14 protein-coding genes are annotated in these 19,007 nt (G+C 45.6%); 9 read left to right on the top strand and 5 right to left on the bottom strand.

All coding sequences use genetic code 11. From position 1 onward, the window contains the following. The first annotated feature begins 269 nt into the window (after window positions 1-269). Window positions 270-1,529: a pyridoxal phosphate-dependent aminotransferase gene (locus CPIN_RS03030; protein WP_012788289.1), complete on the top strand. Its 1,260-nt coding sequence runs from the start codon at window positions 270-272 to the stop codon at window positions 1,527-1,529. 103 nt (window positions 1,530-1,632) lie between these two features. Here CPIN_RS03030 and CPIN_RS03025 read toward each other — a convergent pair whose 3' ends face one another. Further along, complete coding sequence (locus tag CPIN_RS03025) at window positions 1,633-2,127, bottom strand: hypothetical protein (RefSeq protein ID WP_012788288.1); 495 nt, start codon at window positions 2,125-2,127, stop codon at window positions 1,633-1,635. 1,733 nt (window positions 2,128-3,860) lie between these two features. Here CPIN_RS03025 and CPIN_RS36270 point away from each other — a divergent pair. From CPIN_RS36270 to CPIN_RS03000, 5 genes are read left to right on the top strand one after another with little or no spacing between them, the layout of a single operon-like run. Continuing rightward, window positions 3,861-4,475 carry a TetR/AcrR family transcriptional regulator gene (locus CPIN_RS36270; RefSeq protein ID WP_012788286.1) on the top strand — a complete coding sequence of 205 codons (615 nt, stop codon included), beginning with the start codon at window positions 3,861-3,863 and terminating at the stop codon, window positions 4,473-4,475. A gap of 9 nt (window positions 4,476-4,484) precedes the next feature. Beyond that, window positions 4,485-5,096, top strand: coding sequence for a TetR/AcrR family transcriptional regulator (locus CPIN_RS03015; RefSeq protein ID WP_012788285.1), 612 nt, complete (start codon window positions 4,485-4,487; stop codon window positions 5,094-5,096). 52 nt (window positions 5,097-5,148) lie between these two features. Further along, window positions 5,149-6,510 carry a TolC family protein gene (locus tag CPIN_RS03010; protein WP_012788284.1) on the top strand — a complete coding sequence of 454 codons (1,362 nt, stop codon included), beginning with the start codon at window positions 5,149-5,151 and terminating at the stop codon, window positions 6,508-6,510. A 32-nt stretch (window positions 6,511-6,542) separates the two neighbouring features. Next, window positions 6,543-7,604 (top strand): efflux RND transporter periplasmic adaptor subunit, encoded by a 1,062-nt coding sequence (locus tag CPIN_RS03005; RefSeq protein WP_012788283.1) that lies wholly within the window; start codon window positions 6,543-6,545, stop codon window positions 7,602-7,604. A 6-nt stretch (window positions 7,605-7,610) separates the two neighbouring features. Beyond that, window positions 7,611-10,790 (top strand): efflux RND transporter permease subunit, encoded by a 3,180-nt coding sequence (locus tag CPIN_RS03000; protein ID WP_012788282.1) that lies wholly within the window; start codon window positions 7,611-7,613, stop codon window positions 10,788-10,790. 108 nt (window positions 10,791-10,898) lie between these two features. Here the strand turns inward: CPIN_RS03000 and CPIN_RS02995 are convergent, their stop codons facing one another. Beyond that, on the bottom strand, window positions 10,899-12,314 hold the full coding sequence (locus tag CPIN_RS02995) for a nicotinate phosphoribosyltransferase (protein WP_012788281.1): 1,416 nt from the start codon (window positions 12,312-12,314) through the stop codon (window positions 10,899-10,901). 11 nt (window positions 12,315-12,325) lie between these two features. After that, window positions 12,326-13,237, bottom strand: a complete 912-nt coding sequence (locus CPIN_RS36265) for an NUDIX domain-containing protein (RefSeq protein ID WP_012788280.1) — start codon at window positions 13,235-13,237, stop codon at window positions 12,326-12,328. Window positions 13,238-13,511: 274 nt separating this feature from the next. Between CPIN_RS36265 and CPIN_RS02985 the strand changes: the two genes are divergently transcribed. The 3 genes from CPIN_RS02985 (at window position 13,512) to CPIN_RS02975 (ending at window position 17,851) form a co-directional block, all read left to right on the top strand. Then, window positions 13,512-14,321 carry a helix-turn-helix transcriptional regulator gene (locus tag CPIN_RS02985; RefSeq protein ID WP_012788279.1) on the top strand — a complete coding sequence of 270 codons (810 nt, stop codon included), beginning with the start codon at window positions 13,512-13,514 and terminating at the stop codon, window positions 14,319-14,321. Between the two features lie 97 nt (window positions 14,322-14,418). Then, window positions 14,419-15,225, top strand: coding sequence for an SDR family oxidoreductase (locus tag CPIN_RS02980; RefSeq protein WP_012788278.1), 807 nt, complete (start codon window positions 14,419-14,421; stop codon window positions 15,223-15,225). Between the two features lie 196 nt (window positions 15,226-15,421). Further along, the gene (locus CPIN_RS02975) at window positions 15,422-17,851 is read left to right on the top strand and encodes an FtsX-like permease family protein (RefSeq protein WP_012788277.1); all 2,430 of its coding nucleotides are present in this window, start codon (window positions 15,422-15,424) and stop codon (window positions 17,849-17,851) included. Window positions 17,852-17,859: 8 nt separating this feature from the next. Here CPIN_RS02975 and CPIN_RS02970 read toward each other — a convergent pair whose 3' ends face one another. Together CPIN_RS02970 and CPIN_RS02965 are read right to left on the bottom strand one after the other, a co-directional pair. Continuing rightward, on the bottom strand, window positions 17,860-18,516 hold the full coding sequence (locus CPIN_RS02970; RefSeq protein ID WP_245552078.1) for an NUDIX hydrolase: 657 nt from the start codon (window positions 18,514-18,516) through the stop codon (window positions 17,860-17,862). 78 nt (window positions 18,517-18,594) lie between these two features. Then, window positions 18,595-19,005 (bottom strand): hypothetical protein, encoded by a 411-nt coding sequence (locus CPIN_RS02965; protein ID WP_012788275.1) that lies wholly within the window; start codon window positions 19,003-19,005, stop codon window positions 18,595-18,597. Window positions 19,006-19,007 lie beyond the last annotated feature (2 nt).

Raw genomic sequence — 19,007 nt, 5'->3', positions numbered from 1 at the left:
ATTTTGTTAACCGCACTAAAAATAGGCTTTTTAAGAATGCGGACAAAGATAGAAAGAAATGTCAAGTATCGCGCTAATTACAGATATTACCGGAAAATACAATGTTAGATAAAGCGATGATTAGTAGATCTTTTATTGAATGAAATTCAATAAACTGGCAATTTATTAATATGACATGAAAAAATCTGCTCTTTCTTTTAAATGATGTTCATATCATTTAGCTTTGCGGGCGCAAAAAAATATTTTTAAAACTAAAATTCTTTTGGGTTATGAAACTGTCTCATTTAGCCGAAACGTTGATCGGGTCTGAAATTATTAAGCTGGCCGGTGAGATAAAGGAGAAGCAGGCCAAGGGCGAGAAGATCTACAATTTTACCATTGGGGATTTTGACCCCAAGGTATTCCCAATTCCGGCTGAGTTTGAGGAAGAGATCATAACGGCTTACAAGGAAGGATTTACCAACTACCCTCCGGCAGACGGTATTCCTGAACTGAGAAAATCAGTAAGTGAGTTCATCGCTGAACACGAAAACCTGAACTACGATCCGGCGAAGGAAATAGTTATCTCCTGCGGTGGTCGTCCGATTATCTATGCAACTTTCAGAACAATTGTAGACAGAGGTGAGAAGGTAGTTTATGCTACTCCATCCTGGAACAATAACCATTATACACATTTCCTCGAGGCAGAGCACGTTGTACTGGAAACTAAACCGGAAAACGACTTTATGCCGACTGCTGCCGAACTGAAACCACTGCTGAAGGGTGCTACCCTCCTGGCGCTGTGTTCTCCGCAGAACCCAACCGGTACTGCTTTCGGTAAGCAACAGCTGGAAGAGATCTGCGACCTGGTAATTGCTGAAAACAAGAGCCGTGGCGCTGATGAAAAGCCGCTGTACGTAATGTTTGACCAGATGTACTGGGTACTGACTTTCGGTCAGACACAGCACTACACACCGGTTTCCCTGCGTCCGGAACTGAGAGACTATACCATCTTCATCGACGGTATGAGTAAAGCATTCGCTGCAACCGGCGTAAGAGTTGGTTGGGCTTTAGGACCTGCACACGTAATCGGAAAGATGAAATCTATCCTGTCTCACGTAGGTGCATGGAGCCCTATGGCAGAACAGCATGCAGCAGCGCGTTACCTGCGTCGTAAAGACGAAGTGAATGCTTACCTGAAGCAATTCAAAGGCGAAGTAGAAGAGCGTCTGCAGAAGATTTACGAAGGATTTGACGGTCTGAAGAAAGCGGGTCACCCGGTAGAAGCGATCGCTCCACAGGCAGCTATCTACCTGACGCTTAAGATCGATCTGGCAGGTAAAAAGACCGCTGATGGTACCGTACTGGCAGATCAGGCAGCGGTTACCTCCTACATCCTGAACGAAGCGAAACTGGGTCTGGTACCGTTCTATGCATTCGGTGCTCCTAAAACATCTCCATGGTATCGCCTCAGCGTAGGTACCTGCGTAAAAGAGGAGATCCCGGCAATGATCGCTCAGCTGAAAGCTGCGCTGGAAAAGCTGCAATAGGATTTTAAATGGCAAGCAACATAAAAGAAGAAAGGCCGCCCCGTCTCAAACGGAGCGGCCTTCTTCATGATAGGTGTGGTGTTGAAAGAAGGGAACATTTAACTTAGTGTCTGTCCCGGCCACGTCCTCCGCGGTCAGCACGGCCATTATTATGATCGTCACGATGATCTTTCTTCCACTGGCCATGATTCGGGTGGTATTTGTTAGCCCAGTATTTCTCTTCCCTGCTGTCACGGATCGCTATCTGGTCATGTTTACCTCTGTAGCTGTAATATTGCTGACGGTATTTATCATGGGTCATATAAGGTCTGTCTACCCCATTGATCACTACCTTGTGCGCATGGTAAACATCGAAATTGGCATACCTGCCGGGTAATGATCTGGTCCTTACCCAATTATTTCCATTTCTATAAACATATACCTGGGCCGGTACATCGTAATAACATTCTATGTCGGGCAGATAGTAGTAGTCCACATGGTCATAACCAACAGGACCCCATACTGGCTGTCTTCCTATATTGATACTAACATTGATCTGGGCCATGGTTGTAGCTGTAAATCCGGTTACGGCAATCAGCAGAAGCATTAACTTTTTCATAGCGTTTGATTTTACCTATGTAAGGCAAAACAAATGCCCGATCCATGCCAGTCAAGTTATTCCGAGATGTAGGTGTAAAATGTGTCGGCTAAAAGCGTGAAAAATGAGACCATCCCGTCAGAAGGGAAAAGACCTGTTTACTCCCCTGCTAAAAGTGACATTTGCAGGGCAAAAAAGCAGCAAGTGAAGTCTGTTGTATCCGTACAGGCTTCCGGTGCTCCCGGCAGGCAGCTTTTAGATAACCCTTATCAGGATCGAAATGTTTTGAATTTAGTGGAAAAAGATTTGACTAGATGGTTAAAACGATATCTGGCGAGAGGTGATTGACCGGTTGATCCTTAGTCAGACTATACTTCTAATACGTTAGTGCTGCGTCTTTCAAGGTAGGAGTAACGTATTACAAGTATAGTCTGACTATAGTTGAGAGGGCTTTTTGCTGTTTGGCGTCAGATATCTGGGGCAACTGATGCATGTTTTAAGATAATTGGGTGCTGTTGGCTGATCTTGGATTGGGAGTTCTGGCGGGAAGTGTGAGGGGCTGCTTCTGCTATAGTTTCAGATACCTGACGGACTGACGCCCGCTTTTAAGATAATTGGGCGGTGGTGGTAAGGCTGGGCGGGGGAGCTTTGATCAAGGGTAGCTGGATGCAGAGGACGGGCTAAGGTCCGCGCAGGCATCTGAAACCATCGCTGTAAGCGCCTACTGATTGATTAATTGTGAGGCTGAGTGATATGACTGAAAAGTAGGGAGGGAAGAAAAAGTGTGCGGAGTTCGGGTTTGCGCATTAAAAGGGAATATCAGGCACCAAAAAAACTATGTCAAACACAGTTCCGGCAGAGATGCGTCGTATATAAAGCATGTATGAAGCATGTATAAGGTATGTCAACCAAGCCCCGATAGCACATTTAGCCCATCGCATTGTACCCCGATTACCCTCACCTCCCCATTATCTAATCGACCGGCGCTTACAGCGGTGGTTTCAGATGCCTGCGCGGACCTTAGCCCGTCCCCTGCATCCAGCTACAGTCTAGCAAAGCTCCCCTGCCCAGCCAAAGCACCACTGCTTAATCATCTTAAAAGCGGGCGTCAGTCCGTGCAGGTATCTGAAACCATAGCAGAAGCAGCCTTCACACTTCCCCCCAAAACTCATCCCCTCCGCTTCATCGATTCCCTCAAAGAGATTAATATCCAGTCGTTTATGTAAAATAGTAGGACACGCTTGACAATTTCCTCCTAAACTCCTTTCTGCCTCCGCTGCTTTCTAACCTTGCCTACTTGCCTTAAAAACGGTTATTACCAACCATTATATAAAACCAAATCAAGCAACACTCCCGCCAAAGTTCTACATCAACCTTACCATTATTGCCATCCATCTTAAAAGCGAAGATTAGTTTATCAGATATTTGACTCCTTGGCAAAAGAAGTCTAAAACACCTCACTTAAAAACCTCCCTGAGGTACATTTTTTAGGTTTCCGGGTTTTCCAGCGTTCTCTCATCCTTTTTTCTAAAAAAATTTTTAACCCATAATTTTTTGACCCATCGAATAAGTTGGATTTATTGACATATTATAACAGTCTTATTTTTAATTAATTGCATTTTTGACTTTTTGACTTTTCAACTATCTGACTTTTAAAGTCAAAAAGTTAATCAATTGTTAAATGGTAAACATCTTTTACTATTCTAGTAATTCTTACTATTTTTGACTTCGAAACTAAAAAAGTCAAAAAGTTAATGCTTGCTGAGAACAAAGATGAAATGCGGGAGAAAATCCTGGAGGCAGCTTTGAAAAGATTCATGCACTATGGTGCAGGAAAGACAACCATGAATGAGATCGCAGATGACCTGCGTTGTTCAAAGGCATCACTGTATTATTACTTTTCTGATAAGAAGGCATTACACAATGCCGTGCTGATGAAAATCGGGGAAACGTTTTTTCAGGAACTGGAGGTAGAAGCCGACAGAACGGATATAACGTCTGAGGAGATCTTCTTCAACCTGATCGCAATTAAAATACAGTTCGTAGAACGTTTCAGCCGCCTGGAACTGTTTAAGATACTCAATGATAAGTCGGAAGAGATCCAGCAGATCGTCAGGTCTGTGGAAGAGAGAGAGTATGTAATGCTGACCAAAGTAGTTAAGAAAGGAGTTGATACCGGCGAATTCGACGTCGCCAATCCGGAGGAAATAGGCATTCTATATAAAGATGCTATGGAAGGCCTCCGTTTTGCAGGGATGAGCTGTATGCCGGAATCAATTATAGATTTGGATAAAGAAGGATTCGAAAAGATAGTAGCACAGCAGAAATTGCTGACGGAAATATTCGTAAGAGGAATAAAGAAACAATAAACAGGAAACATGCCAGTCAAAGACCGGATTTTGGAAACAGCGCTCAGGATGTTCAGAATGTACGGCATTAAGAGTGTAACAATGTTTGATATATCGAGAGAGAGCGGAGTGTCAAAGAAAACGGTATACGAACATTTCAGGGACAAAGAAGAACTGGTGCAGGAAGGTATAAGAACCATGCTGAACGGTCACGGACAGCATCTCGAAGATTTTCGCCAGCAATCTGCTAACGCTATCGAGGAACTACTGAAAGAGGTGAAATACATGGAGGAAATGGGTAACACCATCAACCCTGTCATGTTATATGAAATGCAGAAATACCATCCTGATCTCTGGCTGGAAGTGGAAACGTTCAAGAAAGATCATCTGATACGTGCCATTACCGCCAATCTCGAAAGAGGAATACAGGAAGGATGTTACCGCAACGATTTTAAGCTGAATATCATGGCTCGTATGCGATTATTACAACTGGAAACGGTTTTTCAGCCGGCACTGTTTCCCGCTACAGAGTTCAGTATGCCTGAAGTCATCAGGGAAATAACAGCGCATTTCTTACTCGGTATAGCCACCGCAGAAGGACGTAAACTAGTAGCAGAATATCTACAAATTAAAGAAGACTAACCACCTTTAAATACTATATCCGCCAACTAAAAAAATCAAAGAAAACATACGGATGAAAAGGATAATGTTAACGCTTATTCTCTTAATGGGAATAGGGGGATATACCTCCTATGCGCAATCGGAACTGTCGTTGCAGGAGTGCCTGAAGTATGCACTCGCTAATAACCAGCAACTGGCACGTACCCGGATGGAAGAAGATATGGGCCGTTTCAAAACCAGCGAAGTAAGAGCCAGAGCCCTGCCACAGGTAAACGCGCAAGGTCAGTATACCAACAATATTAAGAAACAGGTGATCCCCGTTCCCGGCGAATTTGCCGGTGGCGCACCTGGTACCACCCTCCTGCTGGAAGCTGGTGTGACGCACAACGTGACCGCATCTGGAACCGTTACGCAGGAAGTGTATAATCAATCTGTATTCACCGGCTTAAAAGCAGCAAAAGCAGGCGAAGATTATTATCGCATGCAGACAGCGCAAAGCGAAGAAACCGTTATCTATAACGTCACACAGCTGTATTACAGCACATTGGTGTCCCGTGAGAAAACAATCGTACTGGATGCCAATATCGAGAAGATGACAAAACTCGTCGAAACAACTTCTTCTCAGGTAGAAAACGGTCTCGCCCGTAAAATAGACCTGGACCGTATGCGTGTAAACCTGACTAACTATAAAACGCAACGCACACAAGCACAGAACCAGTTCCAACTGCAATCTAACCAGTTGAAACAGATGATGGGCATGGCTGTAACCAATCCGATCAATCTTCCTTCCACTTCTTTTAAAGAAATTGAAAGCAAAGCAACGGCTGCCGATTTTGGAGGCATGAACCTCGACAACAGGATCGAGTATCGCCTCCTGAAAAAACAGGAAGAACTACAGGCATTTCAGAAGAAAGCTTACCTGGCAGAATATTACCCTTCACTGGCCCTCTCCGGTAACTACTCTTATAATGGTATCAGTAACAAGTTTGACATGTTAAAATCCAAATCCAACGGATCAACTGCCAGTTGGTATGATATGGCTGCTGTAAGCCTCACTTTGAAAATTCCGATTTTCGATGGTTGGGCGCGCCGCTCCCGTGTAGGTCAGGCAAATGTAGCCCTGAAACAGATTAAGAAGGATATGGAGGCCACCACCCTCTCCCTGAATACACAATTCGAAAACGCAAAACTACAGGTTCAGAACAACCTCAGTACGATCAAAGCGCAGAAAGAGAACGTAGACCTGGCCAACGAAGTGTACAACTCCACCCAGAATAACTATAACCTGGGCCTGGCCAATCTGACAGACCTGCTGGATGCCGAAACATCCCTGGTCTCTGCTCAGAACAACTACAATGAAGCTTTATTACAATACAAGCTGGCAGAACTGGATATCGTTAAATCGAACGGTAATCTCAAAAGCCTGCTGAACTAACTAAAACCGCTAAAAACCGCATACCGAACTATATGAAAAAGATTCTTATCTGGAGCGCAGTGACCATCGCAGCTGTTGTATTGATCATGTGGAAACTGGGCGCCAATAAAAAAGCCAACGAAGCCAAAACGGAATTTGTAAAGACGAGCAATGCAGGGGAAGTACCCGTACTGGTGGAAAAAGTGGCAAAATCTGATTTCTCTCAAGGCTTTCTGGCCAATGGTAACTTCACGCCTTTCCGTGAACTGACCTATCTCTCCGAAGTAACCGGCCGTATCAATAAACTGTTGGTAGATGAGGGAAGTGTTGTAAGACAAGGGCAGGCAATTGCGAATGTTGATGGTGAAATCCTGGGTACAGATCTGCAGGCGGCTAAAACCAATCTGGAGCAACTGAGAGTGGATAAAGAAAGATATGAAGCGGCCTTTAAAACAGGTGGTGTAACCAAAAAACAGGTAGACGACGCTACGTTGCAATACGACCTGGCAAAAACAAAATATGCGGCTGCCAGCCGTCGTGTGGGTGATACCTATATCAAAGCGCCTATCAGTGGTGTGATCAACAAAAAATACATAGAGCAGGGTGCTTACCTCTCTCCTGGTAATAAAATGTTTGATATCGTGGACGTTTCCCGCCTGAAACTGGCAGTATCTGTTCCGGAATTACAGGTGGTAAACCTGAAAGAAGGTGATAAAGTACGGGTGACTTCCAGCGTATTCCCGGAAGTGAGCTACGATGGTCATGTGACTTTCATCGCTGCAAAAGGTGATAATACCCTCAACTACCCAGTTGAAATGGAAGTGACTAACAACGGTGGCAAACAACTCAGAGCAGGTATGTATGGTACCGCACACTTCGAAATGAAAGACGCGATCCCGACTATCCTGGTAGCGCGTACCGCATTCATCGGTGGAGTGAACAGCAACCAGGTATATGTACTGGAGAATAATACAGCTAAAGTGCGTAAGGTAGTAGCCGGACGTATCTATGGCGACAAAGTGGAAATAAGAGAAGGTCTGAATGAAGGCGAAACCGTTATCACCAGCGGACAAATCAACCTGGTAGACGGATCTAAAGTATCCGTACAAAAATAATCAACTATGAAGATCACAGAAGTATCCATAAAGCGACCCACAATAGTGGTGGTAGTCTTTACCATCCTGACGCTGCTGGGTGTGATGAGCTATAAGTCACTCAACTATGAGCTGCTGCCGAAGTTTACTTCGCCGGTAGTAACCATTGCCACCGTATATCCCGGTGCTTCCCCTAAAGAGGTGGAAAGTACCATCACCAAAAAGATTGAGGATGCGGTAGCATCAATGGAGAAGATCAAAAAAATCATCTCCAAATCTTCAGAGAGTTTATCTACCGTAACGGTTGAATTGAATAACGATGCGAACGTAGACATTGCCCTGCAGGATGCACAGCGTAAAGTGAACGCAATCCTCTCAGACCTGCCTACTGATGCAAAAGCGCCTTCGCTGAACAAATTCTCCCTGGATGACTTACCGATCATGACACTGTCCGCCACTGCCAGTATGGACAGCAAGCAGTTCTATGACCTGATCGATAAAAAATTGCAACCACTCTTATCCCGTTTACCGGGTGTGGCCCAGATCTCCCTGATCGGTGGTCAGGAGCGTGAGATCCAGGTGAACATCGATCCTAAGAAACTGGAAGCATATAAACTGTCCATCCTGCAGGTAAGACAGCTCATTACCAATGCGAATCTGGACTTCCCCACCGGTAAGGTGAAAACCCAGGATCAGCAGATACTGGTACGTCTGGCTGGTAAGTATAAAGACGTGGATCAGCTGCGTAACCTGGTACTGGCTACTACAGCTACCGGTACCCAGATCCGTCTGAAAGATGTAGCGGATGTACAGGATGCACAGAAAGATGTGGATCGTCTGGCCCGTGTGGATGGTACCAGCTCCATTGCATTGATGGTACAGAAACAGAATGATGCGAATGCGGTAACCGTGAGTGAGGAAATGAAGAAAGCCATCGCATCTATCGAAAAAGACTATGTTTCCGCTAACCTGAAGATATTTATTGCAAACGATTCGTCTGACTTTACGCTGGAATCAGCTGATTCCGTGATACATGACCTGATCATTGCGATTGTGCTGGTGGCTGCCGTGATGCTGTTGTTCCTGCACAGTATCCGTAGTGCGATCTTCGTAATGATCTCAATCCCGGCTTCCCTGGTAGCTACATTCATCGGTATGAAGCTATTCGGCTTCTCCCTCAACCTGATGTCCTTACTGGGGCTGTCACTGGTCGTAGGTATCCTGGTGGATGATGCAATCGTGGTACTGGAGAATATTTACCGTCACATGGAAATGGGTAAGAACAGAGTACGTGCGGCATTTGATGGAGTGAAAGAGATCGGATTTACCGTAACCTCTATTACCCTGGTAATCGTGGTGGTGTTCCTGCCTATCTCACTGACCAATGAACTTGTATCAAAGATCCTGCGTGAATTCTGTGTGGTGGTGATGATATCAACCATGCTTAGTTTGCTGTCTTCCTTTATGATCGTACCGCTGCTTTCCTCCCGTTTTGGAAAGCTGGAACATATCACCGGTAAGAATTTCTTCGAAAAATTCATTCTCTGGTTTGAGGCACAGCTGCAGAAATTCACTGACTGGATGACTTCTATCCTGAAATGGGCACTGACGCACAAACGCTATACCCTGATCGTTGCGATCGGTCTGCTGATACTGTCTTTCATGCTGGTAGGTAAAGGTTATATCGGTGGTGAGTTCATTCCGAAAGGCGACCGCGGACAGTTCATTGTTGTACTGGAAATGCCGAAAGATGCATCTGTCGAACAGACGAATCAGGCTACCCGTAAAGCGGAAGCATACCTCTCTAAAAAACCGGAGATCACCCGTCTGATTACAACCGTAGGTCAGACCAGTGAGGATGGTTTTGGTGTGTCCCAGTCTACTGCCTATAAATCAGAAATCACAGTGATGCTGGTAGATGCAGAAGAACGTTTAGATGGTTCTGATATCTATGCTGCAAAGACAAAAGTTGAGCTGAGAAAACTGCTGCCAGGTGTGAAACTGAAAACAATGGACGTGAGTATCCTGGGTACTGCAGAAGCTTCTCCTGTAGAGCTGGTGGTGATGGGTACTGATATGGACAGTGTAATGAGTTATGCGAAATCAGCCATGGGCGTACTGGCGACTATTGATGGTACCAGTGACGTGAAACTGTCAGTAGAAGAAGGTAACCCGGAAATCAATGTACAGGTAGACAGGGATAAGATGTCTGCACTGGGATTGACGCTGGAAGGTGTGGGTGGAACGATGCAAACGGCGTTCAGCGGTACGGCAGATGATTCCAAAGTGAAATTTCGTCAGGGTGACTACGAATATGATATCAATATCCGTTTTGATGATTTCGACCGTAAGAACCTGGATGACGTGTCCAATATTGAGTTTATCAACAGCCAGGGACAACTGATCCGCTTATCACAATTTGCGACGATCACGGAAGGTTCTGGCCCGAGCAGACTGGAAAGAAGGGATAAGAATACATCTATTTCCGTGAAATCGCTGGTAGTAGGACGTCCTTCCGGTTCTGTACAACAGGAATTTGCGCAAAAACTGGAGACATTGCGTAAGCCGGTAGGTATCAGTTACCTGTGGGCAGGTGATGCGGAAAACCAGGGTGATTCCTTTGGAACACTGGGTGCAGCACTGCTGATCTCTATCGTAATGGTATACCTGATCATGGTGGCACTGTATGATAACTACATCTATCCTTTCGTGGTATTGTTCTCTATCCCGCTGGCAATCATTGGTGCATTGCTGGCACTGGCTCTGACAAATAATACACTGAATATCTTCACCATCCTGGGTATGATTATGTTGATTGGTCTGGTGGCGAAGAACGCGATCATTCTTGTGGACTTTACCAACCAGATGAAAGAACAGGGACAGAGTACGATGGAGGCATTGATCCATGCGAACAATGCACGTCTGCGTCCGATCCTGATGACGACTATCGCGATGGTGATCGGTATGTTGCCAATAGCATTGGCTACCGGTGGTGTGGCTGCGACTAAGAATGGTCTGGCCTGGGTAATCATCGGTGGTCTGATCAGTTCCATGTTCCTGACGCTGATCGTGGTACCGGTAGTGTACAAGATTGTGGATGGTATTATGGACCGCTTTGGCTGGAACAAGCCATCTGCTAAACGACTGATCCGTCAGCGACTTGTAGCGCCATATGCGGCCGAAATTGAAGAAGCTTCATTGAATTAATCATAAAGATTTTAGTTACTAATAGTGTAACAGTTGTAGGTTTAAACAATAGGCCGGAGTATTCCTACTCCGGCCTTTTTTATGTATGGGGGCAACAATGAAGATGGTTTAAATAGTTGCGTTCTTTCTGATCTGTTCAAAAGAGTATGCTTTTTTGATCTCTCCGTCTTCGAAGACAGTTACCAGCTGGTCAGCCAGTGCAGGTGCTTCATTTTCAGGTAGAGAAGTATAAATACCGTTTTCTACTACCAGTTTCTGTTTACCGGATTTAGACTTCTTGAAGGATACACGGGTATTACCGTTCGCATCCAGTTCCAGCGGGTTTTTCTGTACGTTGATGGCTTTACCGTTCACCTGTGCAAAAGAGCATTTCAGGGCGTATTCCTGTGTATCTCTGTTTACACGTTGCAGCAAGGCTCCTCCCATACCCAGCACCAGGTTTTCAGCGCTGATACCGGCCTGTTTAAGAGCTTCGAAGATCGGAGGAATGGAAGAATAGCTAATACCATCACCCTGGATCACTCTCACCTGTGGAGGTAATACTTTATAGCCTTTTTCATTGACGGTATAACCGAAGGTTTCCATCAGAATTTCAAATACTTTCAGTAGGGTCTGAATGGCGTCACCGCTGTCGGGACGGATCACCAGGGTACCTTGTCTGCTGAGGATCTGTTCTTTCAGTTCAGTACCCCAGTATTCGCGGCAGGCACGGAGGATATTGTAAGAGTCAGATACACAGGCGATAGTACCGGTAGGGAACGCATTCAGTATGTGACGGAAGATTTCCAGTTCTCCTTCTTCACCCAGCATAGTCACGATAGAGTGTTCTGTAGCGGGGATAGAGAGACCGGGAGCTACCGGCGCCTGGTAATAACGTTTGGCAAAAGTGGAACCGATCAGGGTATCGCTACCGGAGAAGTTGATCAGGTGAGCGCTACCGCCTATACCTGCACTTTCTACAGAGCTGGCGCCACGGAAACCGAAGTCGTTCAGTACGAAATCAATTCCTGCGAAAGCCGCTTCACTGGCCGTCTCGTTATAGTATTGTTTAACAGTTTTTTTGATCTCTCTGGAAAGCGTGGCTACTGTACATGGATACCATATCTGCATCAGGAGCGTTTCCAGGAAGTTGGTCACCCAGTAACAATTAGGATCTGTATTTTCAATGGTCATCAGCACGTTACGTACGCCGGTTACTGTTCCTTCCGGTACTGCTTTGATACGTACAGGGAGGCGGCCTCCGTGTTTCTCGATGATATATTCGAAGCGGGTGCGGTCGAATACATCGTTACGACCGAAGACTTCCAGCAAGGTAGCTTCTGCTTCGTCAAGTTTTTCTTTGGTGATAACAGCACCCTGGAGGTATTCCATCAGGAAATACTGGAGTCCGTAGAAGACGGTTTCATTGAATTTACCGCCTCTGCTTTCGAAATAAGAATAGATATATTCTGTACCGGGGATGTAAAGTTTGTGGTGGGAGTATTTGTAGGCATCAGCTAACAAAATGAGGTTTTCCTTTGTCATGATTCTTCAGTTTAGTCGTTTGTAGAATATTTTTCAGCTAATTTTTTTAACAGTGGGATGTGGGTGCTAACGATTTCACCCTGGGTGATCATAGTGGTGATTGCGTCCACTTTTACCCATTTCATATCGGCCAGGTCATCATCAGCGGCAGGTTCTCCAAACAGCAGGTCGGTGCTGAACAGGGTAGTAATGATCTTATCAACTTCAGAGCGATAGCGCCAGTCGTCCATTTGTAAAGACAGTTCATATTGCATCGGACTGGTCTCTACGGGGCCACATTCTTCCAGTAATTCTCTTTTGGCAGCGATATCGAAGCTCATATCTCCGGGATCGGTAAAGCCACCGGGCAGGCGCCATCCGCTTTCTGCTGATTTACGGCCGAGAAGCAGTTCGCTGCGGTTGTTACGGAATAATGCGATATCAACAGTCGGATATACTTTCGGATACAGGTTATATGTACTGTAGATGATACCGGCACGGAATTCTTCTGTATCAAACACTTTATCGGAGATCGCTTCTCTTTGGGCGGTGGCATTAAAATCCTGAACCGGGGGTAAGTCCGCTGTTGGGAAACGACCGGAATAGAATGGAATGAAACTATCGCGGCTGCCGTACAGGATGAATGTTTCGTTATTGAAGTTATTGCTGAGCATTTCGTCCAGTTTACGAGACCATCCTTTATCAGAAGGCTGATCGCTTAAAGGCAGCACAATTACTTCCGGAAACAACTTTTTGATCATGCGTTCGCGGGTATAATAATCCAGCGGGTTTTTACGGCCACCCTTGATCGGGCTAACGCCAAGTACGATGATCAGCCTGTTATGTTTGGCTTTTACTTCTTTGATCAGTTGCAGATGCCCTTCGTGCAGGGAAGGTGTCTGGAACCTTGCTATTATTACTCCTGTAGGCCTTAGCGTTGTCATAGAATGTTGTTTTGTGTATTTGTTACACAAATGTATGCAAGTTTGTTATATGAGCAAAATATTTTCCGTAATTTTTACACAAATACCCTGTTCAGGGAGGATGAAATGGCACTGGATTCATTTTAAAGGGTTGTTTTTGAGATGCTTGTGAATATAAAATTTTTTTTTGTTTTCTTCTCCTCACCTGAGCTTCTCACTAAAGTAAATTTGAGCTTTATACGAAAACGCCGTGACGGAATAATCTTCAACTTTGTGGTGTGCTTAAACGCCGGATATGGAAAAGCAGATTTATGCGGAGGATAAATTACCAGGAATTCTATACTCTCACCTTGATTGCAAGGAGATGGTGGGGGAACAGTTTGTGATAGAACATGGCGTGTGTTATATGTTTTCCGGTGTGTTTAAGGTCGCAGATGTGATGTCCAGCACCGCCTTCAGAGCGGGTGAGATGCTGTTTTTCCGGAAGAACTTCCTGGCTAAGTTTGTGAAGCATCCTGAAGATGGGGCTGATTTCAGATCTATTGCGGTTGTCTTTGACAGAGACTTTTTACTGGAATTCAGCAAGGAACATGGCTATGTCTTTGAGACGGCCTACCCTACCAATCGTGCGGTGCTGAAACTGGAACCTGATATCCTGATACGGAACTTCTTTGAAACGTTGGCGCATTATTTTGACTCATCTCTGCATGATCATCTTGCCAAACTAAAGAAAAAGGAACTGCTGCTTTTATTACTCCAGCTGCAACCGGAACTGAAGAACGTGTTTTTTGATTTCAGTACACCCGGCAAGATAGACCTGGAAGTTTTTATGCAGCAGAACTATCGTTTTAATGTAGATATGAAAAGGCTGGCTTTCCTGACGGGTAGAAGTCTGGCCACCTTTAAACGCGATTTTCAGAAAGTATTCCATACTACGCCTAATCGCTGGCTGCAGCAGCGAAGGCTGGAAGAGGCGCATTACCTGCTGAAGGAGAAGCAGAAACGCCCGTCGGACGTATACCAGGAAGTCGGCTTTGAAAGCCTCTCCCACTTCTCGTATGCTTTTAAACAGTTTTTTGGCGTCAATCCATCCAGTATTCATTAACTAATCCATCATTAAATAATGGCAGACCTGCCGGGAGATGATCATTTCCCGAATGGAAAAGGTATGCCTGATTCTTTAAAAAATAAGCAGATCACATATGAAAAAGGTCATTTTTATCACCGGTGCATCCACCGGATTAGGAAAGGTAACAGCGCAATTATTTGCAGCAAAAGGTTGGACGGTGATCGCTACTATGCGTGATCCTTCACAGGGCAAAGATCTGGATCATGCGAATATCCAGGTATTACAGCTGGATGTGACAAATCCGGCACAGATTGCAGCAACAGCGAAGAAAGTAGCAGAAAGCGGACCTGTGGACGTTGTATTCAACAATGCCGGTTACGGATTAGTAGGCGCATTAGAGGCATTGACAGATGAACAGATCGTACGACAAATGGACACCAACGCGCTGGGCGTAATAAGGGTAACAAAAGCGTTTGTGCCTTATCTGCGTGCCCAGGGAAGAGGATTGATTATTAATACCACTTCCATCGCCGGATTGACAACATATCCATTGGGCTCCCTGTATCATGCCAGTAAATGGGCAATAGAAGGTTGGAGCGAAAGCATGTCATTTGAACTGGCATCACATAATATCCGCATTAAAACGGTATCTCCGGGCGGTATCACCACCGATTTTATGGGCCGCTCCCTGGACCTGGCGCAGCATGACGCCTATATGCCTTTGTTCAATAAACTTATGGCAGGTATGGACGGCGATAACTCGATCATACATTTCAGTACGCCTGAACAGATCGCAGAAGTTGTGTATGAAGCGGCTACGGATGATAAAGACCAGCTACGATACCTGGCCGGACCAGATGCAAAAGCAGCTTATGCCCGCCGGGTGGAAATCGGTGCTGAAGCATTCAGACAGGAAGTTGCAGAAAGATTTGCCGTTTAATCTTTCTCCATATAGGTATAGCAAGCCGGGACATTGTTCCGGCTTGCTGCATTATATTATATTGCTGTTCGAAACCGAACATGCGTTGTCCGGTAAACGCACATGATCAGCTATCTGTTTAGTTGTATTTTGTTGATAATGAACCAATTTTGTTTTTGACCTGTTTTTTGCACAGTTAGTGGTAATTCCCCTGATTATGATGAACAGCAACTTCAAACTCTCCTTCCGCGCCATTTGGAAGAATAAGTCATTCTCCCTCATTAATATACTGGGATTGGCTGTTGGTATTGCAGCCAGCTTACTCATATTCCTGGTTATTCACTATGAAAAGAGCTATGATACTTATCAGAGCCGGTACGATCGTATTGCCAGAATGGTGACGATAGACCATAACCCTACTACCGGAGAGGTGACGGGCTCGCATAGTATGGCTCCTCGTCCGCTGGCGGATGCTCTACGCCGGGACTTTCCGGGATTGGAGAAGGTTGCTGCGATGCAGGGTGTTGGTTCCGCACAGTTTTATATACCCGTGCAGGGACAGGAAGAAAAGAAATACAAGGTAGACAGAGGCGTCTTTTTCGCTGAACAATCCCTGTATGACATTTTTGATTTCAGCTGGATAGTTGGTAATACAAAAGGGCTGGAAGAACCGAATACCGCTGTGATCAATGAGTCTATCGCCCGGAGGTTTTTTGGTACGCCCGAAAGTGCCATAGGTAAAACCGTTCAGATGTGGTCGTACCGGGTGCCTTTGCGTGTTACCGGCGTCTTTAAAGACCTGCCGGAAAACACGGACGTGCCGGTATGTATTGGCGCTTCTTACCCGACATTCAAAAACTTGATAGGAAAAGATTGGGACAGCTGGCGGAGCCTGGGAGGTGGTACACAGCTGTTTGTATTACTATCCCCCAGCCAGGAGCTTGCTAAGCTACAGGCACAGAGTCCGGCTTTTGTGAAAAGGAATTACCGTGAAGAACAGGAACATGCGCTGACACGTATAGACCTGCGTTTTCAACCGATGCGTGAGGTACACGTGGACAAGCGTTTTGATACACTGAAGAAAGATAATCTGAGTCCGCAGGAATTGTGGGGTATGATGCTGATCGGCGCCTTTCTGCTAATGGTCGCTTGTGTGAATTTTATCAATCTGGCGACTGCGCAATCCATTAATCGTGCAAAAGAGATTGGTGTAAGAAAGGTGCTGGGTAGCGATCGCCCACAGCTGATCAGGCAATTCCTGCAAGAGACAGCACTGATCACAGCATTGGCAGTTGTATTAGGTAGTCTGATCGCCTTGATAGCGACGCCGTATCTGAGTGATCTTATGGGCAAGCAGTTGTCTATGAACGTATTGCATTCCCCGGTTATACTCCTGTTCCTGTTGATCATTGGTCTGGTGGTGACTTTACTGGCAGGCTTCTACCCTGCCCTGGTATTGTCTGGGTTTAATCCGCTGTTAGCGATTAAGAGCAGGATCAGTAACCGGACAGTAGGCGGTATATCCCTGCGTCGCGGACTGGTCGTGTTCCAGTTCGTCATTGCGCAGTTGCTGGTGATCGGTACGCTGGTCGTTATTAAACAGATGTCTTTCTTCCGGAATAAATCCTTGGGATTTGAGAAGGAGGCGGTGGTAATGGTGGATCTCCCCAGTGATAGCTCATTGAAAGTGAGATATCCTTACCTGGTAGCAGAGATGAATAAGCTGAAAGGTGTAGAAGCAACCAGTTTGTGCTGGACGGCGCCTGCCTCCAATGCAATACAGTTAAGTGACTTCTATTTTAACAATGACACCGAGAAACAGCCTTATTCTGCCAAGCGGCTGTATGGCGACTCTGCTTATTATAACCTGTTCAGAATGAGTCTGGCTGTGGGCCGGCTACCGTTCCCGAGTGATACGATCAGGGAGTTGTTGATCAATGAAACACTGGTTAAAAAACTGGGTCTGGGATCATCTGAAGATGCATTGGGTAAAACGATCAGGTTTACCGGAGGGCAAGCCTATCCTATCGTGGGTGTCGTGAAAGATTTTAATGACAATTCCCTACGGGATGGTATTTCGCCTGTGGTGATTGCGCCGGATTTTAACGGTTATGGTACCCTGGCATTGCGTCTTCGTAAGGATGATGTGAATACAACTCTGAAGGCGGTAGAAAAACGATTCAAGGAGATCTACCCGACCTATATGTATGATCTGACATTCGTCGATGATAGTATCAGGAGCTTTTATAGCAATGAAGCGCTGATAGCCAAGCTGTTCCAGATATTCGCGATACTGGCTATTTTCATATCTAGTCTGGGGCTTTATGGGCTGGTATCGTTCATGGCGGTGCAGAAAACGAAGGAGGTGGGTATCCGGAAAGTACTGGGAGCTTCTATTCAAAGTATTCTATACCTGTTTTCCCGGGAGTTTACCATCCTGATAGGAGTTGCATTTCTGATTGCTACACCGGCGGCATACTATTTTATGCATCGCTGGCTGTCAGGATTCCATTATCACACAGATATGGGCTGGGAAATCTTCCTGTTGGCGATTGTAATGTCGCTGGTGATTGCTTGGCTGACAGTAGGATACAAAGCGGTAAGGGCCGCTACGGCCAATCCGGTAAAGAGTCTGAGGGCGGAATAGATCTTTCCTCAGATTTCGAATGTGATACCTTCTTTTTTCAGTTGGAAATAACGCTCTTCATTGAAGCTATAGAGCTTTGCGGGTCTACCGGCAGAAGGGTGTTTCTGCTTCTCATTATGACCTTTCAGGATGCCCAGGTGATTGATCTTTTTCTGGAAATTCCGGCGGTCAATGGGCCTGTCAAGTACTGTTTCGTACAGTTTTTCCAGGTCAGAGATGGGAAATTTATTATCCAGGAGTTCGAAGCCGATAGGTTCGTACCTGATCTTGGCGCGTAGCCTTTGTATGGCGGCATCGACTACGATAGCGTGGTCAAAAGCAAGATCGGGCAGTTTTTTAATATCGAACCAGTTCGCATCTTCTGCATCAGAGCTGGCGGCCAGTTTGAAGTTGGTCGGATTTACAAGACCGAAGTAGGCGACAGAAACGATTCTGCCACGAGGGTCTCTTTCCGGCTGACCAAATGTATAGAGTTGTTCAAGGTAGTTGATGTGCACACCCGCTTCCGTCAGTAATTCACGGGTCACTGCTTCTTCCAGTGTTTCCCCGTCAATGACGAAGCCTCCGGGCAGTGCCCAGCGGTGCATAAATGGTGGAATGGTGCGTTTGATGAGCAGTACGGAAATACTTTCTTTGGCCGTGTAGCCGAAGACCACCGCGTCCACACAGAGTCTTATGTTTTGCTTAGGTTCCAAATCCAGTTCTAAAAATTATCGCCGGTGATAGTAGCCCGGCATAAAAACCTACATATTGATATAGTGTTCCACCTGTGTTGTGTCTCTTTTTAAATTAAGGAACAGGGGATTTTTCATCGGGTCGAAAATGATGATCACATTTGCTGCTGCCGGGGTTGTTGGCTCCGGCATATCGATACTCACCTGCTGCCTGTTATTCCTGCGGAATTGCAGAACGTCTTTATCAGCTACGTGACGCACAAAACCATGACGTTCCAGGTAGGATATCAGCTGTTGTTTACGCACCAGGATCGAGTCTGTTTCCGGATTGCCGGCGACAGGCTTTACCTCGCGCACAACGTAGCATTTTTCTGTAATCACATCGAGTTTGGTTTCATCATTGTTCTCTTCACGCGTACGTGTCTGATTACACGAAAAGCTAAATACTGCCAGACCCAATATGAACAAAACAGGCTTCATAC

This window comes from Chitinophaga pinensis DSM 2588 (assembly GCF_000024005.1).
Classification (GTDB): Bacteria; Bacteroidota; Bacteroidia; order Chitinophagales; family Chitinophagaceae; genus Chitinophaga; species Chitinophaga pinensis.
The sequence above is the reverse complement of the archived record's forward strand: the minus strand, read 5'-3'. Positions and strand labels throughout refer to the sequence as shown.

What these genes read in the sequence shown, in the direction of transcription:
- CPIN_RS02965 (WP_012788275.1), bottom strand. Translation starts at nt 19,005, where the DNA reads ATGAAGCCTGTTTTGTTCATATTGGGTCTGGCAGTATTTAGCTTTTCG.
- CPIN_RS03015 (WP_012788285.1), top strand. Translation starts at nt 4,485, where the DNA reads ATGCCAGTCAAAGACCGGATTTTGGAAACAGCGCTCAGGATGTTCAGA.
- CPIN_RS36270 (WP_012788286.1), top strand. Translation starts at nt 3,861, where the DNA reads ATGCTTGCTGAGAACAAAGATGAAATGCGGGAGAAAATCCTGGAGGCA.
- CPIN_RS03005 (WP_012788283.1), top strand. Translation starts at nt 6,543, where the DNA reads ATGAAAAAGATTCTTATCTGGAGCGCAGTGACCATCGCAGCTGTTGTA.
- CPIN_RS02980 (WP_012788278.1), top strand. Translation starts at nt 14,419, where the DNA reads ATGAAAAAGGTCATTTTTATCACCGGTGCATCCACCGGATTAGGAAAG.
- CPIN_RS02975 (WP_012788277.1), top strand. Translation starts at nt 15,422, where the DNA reads ATGATGAACAGCAACTTCAAACTCTCCTTCCGCGCCATTTGGAAGAAT.
- CPIN_RS02995 (WP_012788281.1), bottom strand. Translation starts at nt 12,314, where the DNA reads ATGACAAAGGAAAACCTCATTTTGTTAGCTGATGCCTACAAATACTCC.
- CPIN_RS03010 (WP_012788284.1), top strand. Translation starts at nt 5,149, where the DNA reads ATGAAAAGGATAATGTTAACGCTTATTCTCTTAATGGGAATAGGGGGA.
- CPIN_RS03030 (WP_012788289.1), top strand. Translation starts at nt 270, where the DNA reads ATGAAACTGTCTCATTTAGCCGAAACGTTGATCGGGTCTGAAATTATT.
- CPIN_RS02985 (WP_012788279.1), top strand. Translation starts at nt 13,512, where the DNA reads ATGGAAAAGCAGATTTATGCGGAGGATAAATTACCAGGAATTCTATAC.
- CPIN_RS03025 (WP_012788288.1), bottom strand. Translation starts at nt 2,127, where the DNA reads ATGAAAAAGTTAATGCTTCTGCTGATTGCCGTAACCGGATTTACAGCT.
- CPIN_RS36265 (WP_012788280.1), bottom strand. Translation starts at nt 13,237, where the DNA reads ATGACAACGCTAAGGCCTACAGGAGTAATAATAGCAAGGTTCCAGACA.
- CPIN_RS03000 (WP_012788282.1), top strand. Translation starts at nt 7,611, where the DNA reads ATGAAGATCACAGAAGTATCCATAAAGCGACCCACAATAGTGGTGGTA.